At 62.0% G+C, this 11,377-nt stretch carries 9 protein-coding genes; 5 read left to right on the plus strand and 4 right to left on the minus strand.

Annotated features, from left to right (window positions below; genetic code table 11):
* Positions 1-20: 20 nt before the first annotated feature.
* Genes sufD through AB4Y87_RS16455 form a run of 3 tightly spaced genes read right to left on the minus strand, consistent with a single transcriptional unit; the run spans position 21 to position 3,621 of the window.
* Positions 21-1,334: a Fe-S cluster assembly protein SufD gene (gene sufD / locus AB4Y87_RS16445; RefSeq protein WP_442005380.1), complete on the minus strand. Its 1,314-nt coding sequence runs from the start codon at positions 1,332-1,334 to the stop codon at positions 21-23.
* Between the two features lie 2 nt (positions 1,335-1,336).
* The gene (gene sufB, locus AB4Y87_RS16450; protein ID WP_431115218.1) at positions 1,337-2,800 is read right to left on the minus strand and encodes a Fe-S cluster assembly protein SufB; all 1,464 of its coding nucleotides are present in this window, start codon (positions 2,798-2,800) and stop codon (positions 1,337-1,339) included.
* A complete protein-coding gene (locus AB4Y87_RS16455; RefSeq protein ID WP_442005381.1) occupies positions 2,800-3,621 on the minus strand; it encodes a helix-turn-helix transcriptional regulator in 822 nt (273 codons plus the stop codon). Before AB4Y87_RS16455 ends, sufB begins: the two co-directional genes overlap by 1 nt.
* Before the next feature lie 109 nt (positions 3,622-3,730).
* Here AB4Y87_RS16455 and AB4Y87_RS16460 point away from each other — a divergent pair, with 109 nt between their 5' ends.
* From AB4Y87_RS16460 to AB4Y87_RS16470, 3 genes are read left to right on the plus strand one after another with little or no spacing between them, the layout of a single operon-like run.
* Positions 3,731-4,696 (plus strand): ABC transporter ATP-binding protein, encoded by a 966-nt coding sequence (locus AB4Y87_RS16460; protein ID WP_442005382.1) that lies wholly within the window; start codon positions 3,731-3,733, stop codon positions 4,694-4,696.
* Positions 4,693-5,457, plus strand: a complete 765-nt coding sequence (locus AB4Y87_RS16465) for an ABC transporter permease (RefSeq protein ID WP_442005383.1) — start codon at positions 4,693-4,695, stop codon at positions 5,455-5,457. The genes AB4Y87_RS16460 and AB4Y87_RS16465 overlap by 4 nt, the downstream gene beginning before the upstream one ends.
* A gap of 30 nt (positions 5,458-5,487) precedes the next feature.
* Entirely contained in the window at positions 5,488-6,432 is a 945-nt protein-coding gene (locus AB4Y87_RS16470) for a COX15/CtaA family protein (protein WP_442005384.1), read from the plus strand.
* A gap of 173 nt (positions 6,433-6,605) precedes the next feature.
* On the opposite strand, the gene AB4Y87_RS16475 is transcribed toward AB4Y87_RS16470, so the two are convergent.
* Positions 6,606-7,673: a heme o synthase gene (locus AB4Y87_RS16475; protein WP_442005385.1), complete on the minus strand. Its 1,068-nt coding sequence runs from the start codon at positions 7,671-7,673 to the stop codon at positions 6,606-6,608.
* Positions 7,674-8,104: 431 nt separating this feature from the next.
* On the opposite strand from AB4Y87_RS16475, the gene tkt reads away from it, so the two are divergent.
* Both tkt and tal read left to right on the plus strand, forming a co-directional pair.
* A complete protein-coding gene (gene tkt / locus AB4Y87_RS16480) occupies positions 8,105-10,231 on the plus strand; it encodes a transketolase (protein WP_442005386.1) in 2,127 nt (708 codons plus the stop codon).
* Positions 10,232-10,254: 23 nt separating this feature from the next.
* Complete coding sequence (gene tal, locus AB4Y87_RS16485; protein WP_442005387.1) at positions 10,255-11,373, plus strand: transaldolase; 1,119 nt, start codon at positions 10,255-10,257, stop codon at positions 11,371-11,373.
* The last annotated feature ends 4 nt before the right edge of the window (positions 11,374-11,377 follow it).

Consider the following 11,377-nt stretch of genomic DNA (forward strand, 5'->3'; position numbering starts at 1 on the left):
CTTGTCCTGCCTGGTCTTTGCTAGTTGTCGGTCGCGGCGAGTTCGCGCTCAACAGCTGCGGTCAGGCGTTCTTCGATTGCCGGGACGTTGATCTGCTGGATGATCTCGTTGAGGAAGCCTCGGACCACCAGGCGGCGGGCTGCCTTTTCGGGAATGCCGCGTGCCATGAGGTAGAAAAGGTGCTCGTCGTCGAAACGGCCGGTGGCGCTGGCATGGCCGGCACCCTCGATGAGTCCAGTTTCGATTTCCAGGTTCGGCACAGAGTCCGCACGCGCGCCGTCCGTCAGGACCAGGTTGCGGTTGGCCTCATAGGTGTCAGTGCCTTCTGCTTCCTTACGGATCAGGACGTCGCCCACCCACACAGTGTGGGCATTGCGGCCCTGCAGCGCGCCCTTGTAGAGCACGCGCGACTTGCAGTTGGCCACCGCGTGGTCAACAAACAGGCGCTGCTCAAGGTGCTGACCGGCATCGGCGAAGTACAAGCCGAACATTTCGACGTCGGCACCAGGGGCCGTGAAGCGGGTGGACGGCGTAACGCGCACGACGTCGCCGCCGAGGCTGACCACAATGTGCTTGAACTTCGCGTCGCGGCCGATCCTGGCCTGCTGGGCCGACGCGTGAACAGCGTTGTCGGCCCATTCCTGCAAGGACACGACCGTGAGCTCAGCGCCATCTTCGACGATGATCTCAACGTTCTCGGAGACAACAGCCGTGCCCTGGTGATCCAGGACCACAACCGCCTTGGAGAAACGCTCTGCCACGATCACGATGTGCTGGGCAGCAGGAGCCTCGCTGGATCCGGTGATCAGGACGGAAACTTCGCTCTCGGCCTGGAGCTCAGCCGGAACCGTGACAACGGTAGCTTCGGCGAAGTTCTCCCAACCGTTGGCGGACACGCGGTCCTCGGGGATGGCTGCCTGGCCGATCCGCTTGTCCTCGCGGCCAACCGTTTCGACGACGACGCCGGACGGTGCAGTCACGCTGACAGCCGGAGCTGCACCGTTAAGGACCTCGGTGTGGAGACCGCGCAGGCGCTTCAGCGGCGTGAAACGCCAGTCTTCTTCTAGGCCGGTCAGGGGCTTGAAGTCCTCCAGCTTGTAGGACGTGAGGCGGCCGGCGCGGGAGCTGTCCGGGATGCCGACGCCGCCGCCATGCGAGTGGCTCTTGACCGATGCGCCACCGAGCGGACCAGCAGCAGGCTGTTCCGACGTCGTGCTGGTGTTTGTTCCGGTATTTACGGGCGAAAGGTTTTCGCCTTCCTCGGTGAAGCCGTTGATAAACGGCTGGGCCGAGGGCGCGCCGATGCGTGCCTTTTCAGTAGTGATATCAGTCATTGTTAACCGACGGACCCTTCCATCTGCAGTTCAATCAAGCGGTTCAGCTCAAGGGCATATTCCATGGGCAGTTCACGGGCGATCGGCTCAATGAAGCCGCGCACGATCATGGCCATGGCCTCGTCCTCAGGCATGCCGCGGGACATCAGATAGAAGAGCTGCTCTTCGCTGACGCGGGAAACGGTGGCCTCGTGACCCATGACGACGTCGTCCTCGCGGATGTCGATGTACGGGTACGTGTCCGAGCGTGAAATGGTGTCCACCAAGAGGGCGTCGCAACGGACCGTGTTGGCCGAGTGCTTTGCACCTTCGCGGACCTGGACCAAGCCGCGGTAAGCCGCACGGCCACCGCCGCGGGCCACGGACTTGGAAATAATGGAGCTCTTGGTGTTCGGTGCGATGTGCACCATCTTGGAGCCGGTGTCCTGGTGTTGGCCCTCGCCGGCAAAGGCGATGGACAGGGTTTCACCCTTGGCGTGCTCGCCAACAAGGTAAACGGCCGGGTACTTCATGGTCACCTTGGAGCCGATGTTGCCATCGATCCATTCCATGGTGGCGCCCTCTTCGCAGATGGCGCGCTTGGTGACGAGGTTGTACACGTTGTTGGACCAGTTCTGGATGGTCGTGTAGCGGACGCGGGCGCCCTTCTTCACGATGATCTCCACAACGGCGGAGTGCAGGGAGTCCGAGGTGTAGATCGGAGCCGTGCAACCTTCGATGTAGTGAACGTAGGAGTCCTCATCGGCGATGATCAGGGTGCGCTCGAACTGGCCCATGTTTTCCGTGTTGATGCGGAAGTAAGCCTGGAGCGGGATGTCCACGTGCACGCCCTTGGGCACGTACACGAACGATCCACCGGACCATACCGCCGTGTTCAGGGAAGCGAACTTGTTGTCGCCCACCGGGATGATGGTGCCGAAGTACTCCTGGAAGATCTCCGGGTGTTCGCGCAAGGCGGTGTCCGTGTCCAGGAAGATGACGCCCTGGGCTTCGAGGTCCTCGCGGATCTGGTGGTAGACAACCTCGGATTCGTACTGGGCCGCGACGCCGGAAACGAGCCGGCTGCGCTCAGCTTCCGGGATGCCGAGCTTTTCGTAGGTGTTCCGGATGTCCTCCGGCAGGTCTTCCCACGTTGCCGCTTGCTTCTCGGTGGAACGCACAAAGTACTTGATGTTGTCGAAGTCGATGCCGGAGAGGTCTGCACCCCACGTAGGCATGGGCTTACGGTCGAAGTACTTCAGGCCCTTGAGGCGTAGATCGAGCATCCATTCGGGCTCGTTCTTCTTCGAGGAGATGTCGCGGACAACGTCCTCGTTGAGGCCACGACGGGCATTCGCGCCTACGTCGTTCTTGTCGGCCCAGCCGTACTCGTAGTTTCCGATACCGTGCAGTTCGGGATTCTTCTCCAGAATCTCCGAGATCACAGTGCCGTCAGCTACCGCTTTCTCTGCTAGTTGGTCCGTCATCACGGCCTTTCTTGCTGGTTGTTTGATTCCTGGTACGGGTTCCCGGACTGCTCTGCGGTGCTGTGATGCACCGTGGCAGCTGGTCGCCCGGTAGGTATGTGGGTGGTGCAGACGTGCCCGCCTTGCGCCAGGGTTGAAAGACGCCGGACATCGACGCCCACCAAGCGGGAAAAGACTTTGGTCTCGCTGTCGCAAAAAACAGGGAATTCCGCTGCGAGCTGCTGGATGGGGCAATGTCCCTGGCAGAGCTGGACACTGGAAAATTCTGCCGGCAGAGGGGCTTTGGCCTCAATGGAATGGGCAGAGGCTACATAGCCATCCCGGCTGAGGGCCTTGGATAAGGCCAGGGCTCGGGCGCCGATGTCCTGCCCGGCGGCGGCAACTTCCGGTGCATACCGGCGCTCCATTTCAGAGAAGCGCTCCTCTGCATACTCGCGGACTGCATCGTCGCCGGCAATTTCCTGTAGCCGCCTGAGCGCGGAGCTGGCGATGTTCAAGTAGTCATCGCCAAGCTTGGATTGCCCTTGTGAACTCAGGACATAACGGCGCGCAGGACGTCCGGCACCGGCTCCCGCCTTGGCGACGCGCTTGACTTCGATAACGCCGTTGCGCTCAAGATGATCCAGATGGCGGCGGACCGCTGCAGGCGTGAAACCAAGGAGGTCGCCCAGCTCAGCGGCACTCACGGGGCCGTTCTCCAACACAGCACCCAGAACGCGGTCCCTTGTGCGGTCTTCCGCGTCCGGCAGCACAGACGAAGGCGCAAAGGCCTCTGCCGCTGCAGCATGCCGCCTGGAGGGCATGGAAATTGGACTGCTCATGGAATACACAACACAATCATGTCGTAATTTGTTTCATGCATCCAGTAAGGCAAGACTGACCTTAGTCACCCGCCAGGTGCGACCGTACTACTTCGCGTAGAATACTTTGGTGCGATCCACCGATTCCCCTGTCCTCACTATAGACGGACTCATTAAGGATGTAGGGCCCCTGGCTGCCCTTGACGGCAAAATGCTCCGTGTTGTGAGTGGCCTGTCCATGGTGGCTGAACGGGGCCGGATTACCGCCCTCCTCGGGGCCAATGGCGCCGGCAAGACCACCACCCTTGAATGTGCCCAAGGTTTGCAGAAACGGACTGGTGGAACTATTTCACTTCTTGGCGCAGACCCGGATACTGCCGGCGCTGACTTGAGGTCCCGGGTAGGCGTCATGCTTCAGGATGGCGGGCTCCCGCCGTCGGCCCGTCCTATCCCCCTGTTGCGCCACGTTGCCGGCATGTACCGGAACCCCATGGACGTCGATGCCCTCGTGGATCGCCTGGGCATTGCCCAGTTCAGCCGCACCAGTGTGCGGCGCCTCTCAGGTGGCCAAAAGCAACGGGTGGCCTTGGCTGCGGCCTTGATTGGCAACCCCGAGGTCCTCTTCCTCGATGAACCCAGCGCTGGATTGGATCCGCATTCGCGACAAGTGGTTTTCGACCTCATTGCAGAATTGCGCGACGCCGGCATGGGCATCGTCCTCACGACGCACCTGATGGATGACGCCGAGCGCCTGGCGGACTACGTCTACATCATCGACGGCGGACACAACGTCGCCGAGGGGACGGTCGCTGACCTTCTGCGGCACGATCATTCCGCCGATACCGCGATCACGGACCGGACCCTCTTTTTCGATGCGCCGCCTGGACTCGAGTTCAAAGGCGTCCTTGGTGCAGGCCTGCAAGTCCTTGAAACCCGTGCCGGCAGCTACTCGATCACCGGTGCTCTGGCACCTGGGGACCTTGCCGCCCTGACCGCCTGGTGGGCCGAACGGAACATCATGCCAGCGTCCCTGAGACTCGAGGCGCGGAGCCTTGAGGACGTTTTCCTGGACATTTCCGGAAGGGACCTCCGATGAGCAAGCTCCTCTCCCCCAATGCCGGGGCCGCTTCCCTGCCTCGCCGTATTCTCCAGCAGGGCCGCTACGAGACCATCACTATGCTGCGGAACGGCGAACAGCTGATTCTTGCCGTCGTCCTTCCGCTTCTTGCTTTGGCCGGGCTGACTGTTACTCCCCTGCTGGATGGGCTCGGAGGCTCGCGCATTGACGTGGCGACGCCCGGAATCCTCGCTCTCTGTGCCATGTCCACCGCCTTCACCGGACAGGGCATTGCCACAGGATTTGACCGGCGTTACGGAGTTCTGCGCTTCCTCTCCACCACTCCCCTGGGTCGTGGTGGCCTGATTGCCGGCAAAATACTGGCTGTGCTCGTCGTTCTCTTCCTCCAAATGCTGGTCGTGGGGGCAGTCGCCGGGCTCCTGGGCTGGCAGCCGCGGGCGGAGGCATGGCTTCCAGGCCTTGGGATCCTTGTCCTGGGTGCGGCCGCGTTCACTGCGCTGGGGCTCCTGGTCGCTGGAACTGTTCGGCCTGAAGCCACCTTGGCCATCACCAATCTCCTGTGGATCCTCCTCGGAGCGCTGGGCGGGATCGTTGTCCCGGCGGAAAGGCTTCCTGCCCTCGCCCAGGGCATCGTGCACTTCCTGCCCTCCGGTGCACTGGGCCAGGCATTGCGGGATGCCTTCCTTTTGGGCATCGTGCCCTTCCCGGCCATACTGGTCCTCCTGATGTGGACATTGCTGGCCGGCGCCGCGGCCATTCGCTGGTTCAAGTGGAACTGACAACAAGCAGAACTGAGAGTTGAGCAAACTGTGAGCACGGCATCGCGCCTCCCTAAATCCGTCCAGCGATTCACCACCAAGCTGCCGACGGAGGTAAACCGCACTATCCGCCGGCTATCCGTCCTTTCCCTGATCGGACAGACGGTACTCGTGGTGACCGGTGGTGCAGTTCGCCTTACGGCTTCCGGACTCGGTTGCCCCACGTGGCCGCGATGCACTGACGAATCCCTCGTCAACACGCCTGAAATGGGCATTCACGGTTTTATCGAGTTCGGCAACCGCATGCTCACGTTCGCGTTGGCGGCGGTTGCAGCACTCATGCTGGTCTACTTGTGGAATCTCCGCAAAGAACGCCGCGACCTCTTCATGCTCGCTCTTGGCCTCCTGGCGAGCATCCCTGCGCAGGCCATCATTGGCGGAATCACGGTCCTATCCAACCTCAACCCCTGGGTTGTGGGCCTGCACTTCCTGGTATCCATGGCCTTGGTTGTCTTCGCGACGCTGCTTGTTAACCGCGCTTTTGGCCGCACGGGACGATTCATGAAGCACGCGCTGCCTACACTGCCTTCGGTTGCCCGGCCTGTGATGTTGGCCGTCGCCGTCTTCTCGGCCATAGCTGTCATGCTCGGCGTAGTAGTCACAGGCGCCGGTCCGCACGCGGGCGATGCCGATGCGCCCCGCAATGATCTGGACTGGGACCTCTTCTCGCACATTCACGCTGTGCCCGCTTACCTGATCACATCCGGGACACTGTTGGCTGTATACCTTGTGGTCCGGCATAAGATCGGCGGCCCGTTCCGAACCGCTTCGTTCCTGCTGCTCGCCGTGACGTTGCTCCAAGCTGTCATCGGGTTCACCCAGTACTACAACGGAATTCCTGCGCTTCTCGTGGGTGCACACATGCTGGGGGCAGCCCTGCTGATGAGCGCATCGACCAACGCGGCCGACATCGCAAAGTCCAGCCCCGCCAAGTAGCCCTCTCTCACATCGGGCCGCGCTGGGTGGGATGCTCTCTCACATCCTGCGGCCTGTGGCCGGATGTTCTTTCATGTCCTGCGGCCTGTGGCCGGATGTTCTTGCACATGCAGGATCCTTGAGCCCGATGTTTTCTCAGATCCAGGGTCGGCAATCAACAGGTAATGAAGGACTCACAACCAACTTGACGATGAGGGCATTCGTCGATTACCCCGTGGGATGTGAGAGAACATCCGGGGAAAACCGGTGGAATGTGTGAGGGCATTCGTCGGAAACCGGTCAGGATGTGAGAGAACATCCGGGGAAAACCGGTGGGATGTGAGAGAGGATCGGTAAAAATACGCTCGGATGTGAGAGAACATCCGGGGGAAACGAGAAGGCGCGACGCCGGGACTCGGGTGAGTGCCCCGCTTGTAGAGGGCGTGGCTCTCGTAAAGGAACCACGCGCCGGCAGCTACAGCCGCAATTGTGTAGACCCAGCCCGCGCGGCCAACGGGAACCATCAGGAGCGAGCAGGCCACCATGGCCCAGGCGTAGAGGACCACCTGGACGGACACAACTTTGGCCCCGGCAATGGCTCCGAGCATGGGCACGTTGGCATTGCGGTAGTCCTCGCCGTAGCGCATGGACAGCGGCCAGTAGTGAGGAGGCGTCCACAGGAAAATGACCATGAACAGCACAATGGCGGGCCACTCAACGGTGTTGGTGACGGCAGCCCAGGCGATCAGTACCGGGAAGCAGCCGGCGGCCCCGCCCCAGACTATGTTCTGTGCTGTGCGGCGCTTCAGGATCATGGTGTAGATGACGACGTAGAAAACGATGGCACCCAACCCAAGCCATGCGGACAACGGGTTCGCACCGAACCACAGGATGGCGATTGAAGCCGCGCCGAGAATCCAGGCAAAAACCAAAGCCTCCCGGGGCGAAACTTCACCGGTGACCAGTGGACGCTTCTCGGTGCGGTGCATCAATTTGTCGATGTCGCGGTCGATGTAGCAGTTGAACACTCCGGCGCTGCCTGCCGCGAAGGCACCGCCAACGAGCGTTGCCAGAATGAGCCCAATAGACGGGAACCCGCGCTGGGCAAAGATCATGGTGGGGAGCGTGCTGACCAGGAGCAGCTCGATGACACGGGGCTTGGTGAGAGCCAGATACGCCTTGAACTTACGGGAGATTCCGATGCTTCCCCGGGCCGGGGACGCGTTGAGGGGCGTATCAGTTGTGCTCACGGCGGCAGTCACTCTGTTCTATGCTCTGGGTTTCTCGCAGCGGCTGCCGTCCGGGTTTCCGAGAAGGAACCGCAGGCGCATGAAACCGCTGGTGGCCTTCAGATATCATACCGTGGCCGGAAGTGAGTCCGTGTCCGCAAAAAACGCCAATGTTTCGGAAAGTTCACTTCCCAGGGGCGCAATCGTGATTCATATAAGGGAAATTCTGTCCAGTTAGTGGGATTCCCTGAGTCCCAGGACACGTTTAGGGCTAAGCTGTTGAGCAGATCAGGACACGTTGACGCTCCGGGAAACCGTATTCTCGGATAATCCGTGCGTCTGGATGAAGGATCAACGTTTCAATGGTGAACGGCTGGTAGACACATTGCAGCGGGCGCCATCCTGTGCTTCCTGCGTGCCGTGTCCTTCCGCCTGCCGTCAGCACAGAGAGGGGCTCGGTTTTCGTGCCACATTTGGAAGAGCAAGAACTGTCATGGACCGATCTGGACCGGAAGGCGGTTGACACCGTTCGCGTGTTGGCTGCTGACGCCGTGGAGAAGGTTGGAAATGGCCACCCCGGCACGGCTATGAGCTTGGCACCGGCAGCGTACCTGCTGTTCCAGAAGCTGATGCGCCATGACCCGAAGAACCCTGATTGGATTGGGCGTGACCGGTTCGTCCTGTCCCCCGGCCACACGTCACTGACGCTTTACATCCAGCTGTTCCTCTCCGGATACGGCCTGGAACTGAAGGACCTCGAAGCACTGCGTACCTGGGGTTCGCTGACCCCGGGGCACCCCGAGTACAAGCACACCGCGGGTGTGGAGATTACTACCGGCCCGTTGGGCCAGGGCCTGGCTTCGGCTGTTGGCTTCGCCTACTCTCAGCGCCGCCAGCGCGGCCTGTTCGACGCCGATGCTCCCGCCGGCGAGTCGCCGTTTGACCACACGATCTGGGTTATCGCATCCGACGGCGACCTCCAGGAAGGCGTGACGTCCGAGGCGTCCTCGCTGGCCGGCCACCAGGAACTGGGCAACCTCGTGGTGATCTACGACGAGAACCACATTTCCATTGAAGACGATACTGACGTTGCGTTCACGGAAGATGTCCTGAAGCGCTACGAAGCATACGGCTGGCACACCCAGCGTGTGGACTGGACCAAGACCGGTGACTACGTCGAGGACGTCCAGGAACTCTACTCGGCGCTGCTGGCTGCGAAGGCTGAGACGAACAAGCCGTCCATCATTTCGCTGCGCACCATCATTGGCTACCCGGCCCCGAAGAAGCAGAACACGGGCAAGATCCACGGCTCGGCCCTGGGTGCCGAGGAAGTCGCAGCGCTGAAGACCGTGCTTGGTTTCGATCCCGCGAAGTCCTTCGATGTTGACGAAGAGGTCCTGGCACACGCCCGCAAGGTCCTGGACCGTGGCGCCGAATCCCGCGCTGCCTGGCAGTCCTCGTTCGAGGCCTGGCAGTCCGCCAACCCGGACGCGGCTGCCCTGCTGGAGCGCGTTGAGGCCAAGAAGCTTCCCGTGGGCATCGATGCCGCGCTGCCGGTGTTCGAAGCCGGCAAGGACGTCTCCACCCGTGCAGCATCGGGCAAGGTCCTGAACGCGATCGGCCCGGTCCTCCCCGAGCTGTGGGGCGGTTCCGCCGACCTCGCCGAGTCCAACAACACCACTATTGAAGGCTCGCCGTCGTTTATCCCCACCTCGCGCTCCACCGACGCGTGGAAGGGCAACCCGTACGGACGCGTGCTGCACTTCGGTATCCGTGAGCATGCAGCTGCGTCGATCGTGAACGGCATTTCCTTGCATGGACGCACCCGTGCGTTCTCGGGCACGTTCCTGATCTTCTCGGATTACCAGCGCCCGGCCATCCGCCTCGGCGCGTTGATGGGTGTCCCGTCCTTGTACGTGTGGACGCACGACTCCATCGGCCTGGGCGAAGACGGTCCTACCCACCAGCCCGTGGAGCAGCTCGCTTCGCTGCGTGCCATCCCGGGCCTGGACGTGGTCCGCCCCGGTGACGCGAACGAGGTCTCGGCAGCGTGGAAGGCCATGCTCGAGAACCACGAGAACCCGGCCGGCATCGTGCTGACACGCCAGAACATCCCCACCTACGCCCGCGGCGAAGGCACAGCAGAAGGTGACACCTTCGGTTCCGCCGCTGGTGTGGCCAAGGGCGGTTACGTCCTGGCTGAGGCTTCCAAGGACGGCGAAACCGTTGACGCGCAGGTCATCCTGATCGGCACCGGCTCCGAGGTCCAGCTCGCCGTCGCAGCCCGCGAAGCACTCCAGGCCGAAGGCATCGCCACCCGCGTTGTTTCAATGCCGTGCGTGGAATGGTTCAACAAGCAGGACGAGGCCTACCGTGAGTCCGTGCTCCCGGCCGATGTGAAGGCACGCGTTTCCGTCGAAGCCGGCCTTGCGCTGGGATGGCGCGAATTCGTCGGTGACGCCGGACGTTCGGTCTCCCTTGAACACTTCGGTGCCTCGGCAGACTACAAGCGGTTGTTCCAGGAATTCGGCATTACTGCCGAAGCTGTTGCCGCCGCTGCTAAAGACTCCCTCGCAGGCCTGAGCGCCTGATACCTCTATCAAGGAGAAAAACAATGACCAACACCCCCACGCAGCAACTCTCCGACGCCGGCGTTTCCATCTGGCTCGATGACCTTTCCCGCAACCGCCTCGAAACGGGCACGTTGCAGAAGCTCATCGACGAAAAGAACGTCGTCGGTGTCACCACCAACCCGTCCATCTTCCACGCCGCCATCACCACCGGCACGGACTATGACGGCACGATCGCCGCGCAGGCCGCGGCCGGTGCCAGCGTCGAAGAGACAATCTTCGAGATCACCACCACCGACGTCGCCGACGCCTGCGATCTGTTCGCACCGGTCGCCGCCGCCACCAATGGCGTGGACGGCCGCGTGTCCATCGAGGTGGATCCCCGACTGGCCTGGGATACACAGGCCACGATTGCGGAGGCCAAGCACCTGTACGGCAAGGTCAACAAGGACAACGTCCACATCAAGATCCCCGCAACCCTGGAAGGCCTGGAGGCCATCACGGCAACCCTGGCCGAGGGCATCAGCGTCAACGTGACCCTGATCTTCTCCCTGGAGCGCTACCGCGCCGTCATCAACGCCTTCCAGTCCGGCCTGGAGCAGGCCAAGGACAACGGTCACGACCTCTCCAAGATCCACTCCGTGGCATCCTTCTTCGTTTCCCGCGTGGACACCGAGATCGACAAGCGCCTTAACGCCATCGGCACCGACGAAGCCAAGGCCCTCAAGGGCAAGGCGGGCGTCGCCAACGCACGGCTCGCCTACCAGGTCTACGAAGAGCTGTTCTCCACCGAACGTTGGACCTTGCTCGCCGAAGCCGGCGCCCTCCCCCAGCGTCCGCTCTGGGCCTCCACCGGAGTCAAGGACCCGGCCTACCCGGACACCCTGTACGTCACCGAACTCGTCGCCCCTGGCGTGGTCAACACCATGCCGGAAAAGACACTCGACGCAACGTTCGATCACGGCGTAGTCACCGGAGACACCATCACGGGCACCTATGCAGAAGCCAACCAGACCCTCGACGCACTCGAGGCACTCGGCGTCTCCTACAACGACGTCGTAGCTGTCCTTGAGACCGAAGGCCTCGAGAAGTTCGTGGCCAGCTGGAAGGAACTCCTGGCCGACGTCGAAGGCGCCCTCGCCACCGCACGGAAGGCTTCCTAACCAA

This window comes from Paenarthrobacter sp. RAF54_2 (genome assembly GCF_052113945.1).
GTDB lineage: Bacteria > Actinomycetota > Actinomycetes > Actinomycetales > Micrococcaceae > Arthrobacter.

Coding starts and splice junctions, on each gene's coding strand:
- tal (WP_442005387.1), top strand. CDS start 10,255: ATGACCAACACCCCCACGCAGCAACTCTCCGACGCCGGCGTTTCCATC.
- AB4Y87_RS16455 (WP_442005381.1), bottom strand. CDS start 3,621: ATGAGCAGTCCAATTTCCATGCCCTCCAGGCGGCATGCTGCAGCGGCA.
- sufD (WP_442005380.1), bottom strand. CDS start 1,334: ATGACTGATATCACTACTGAAAAGGCACGCATCGGCGCGCCCTCGGCC.
- sufB (WP_431115218.1), bottom strand. CDS start 2,800: ATGACGGACCAACTAGCAGAGAAAGCGGTAGCTGACGGCACTGTGATC.
- AB4Y87_RS16465 (WP_442005383.1), top strand. CDS start 4,693: ATGAGCAAGCTCCTCTCCCCCAATGCCGGGGCCGCTTCCCTGCCTCGC.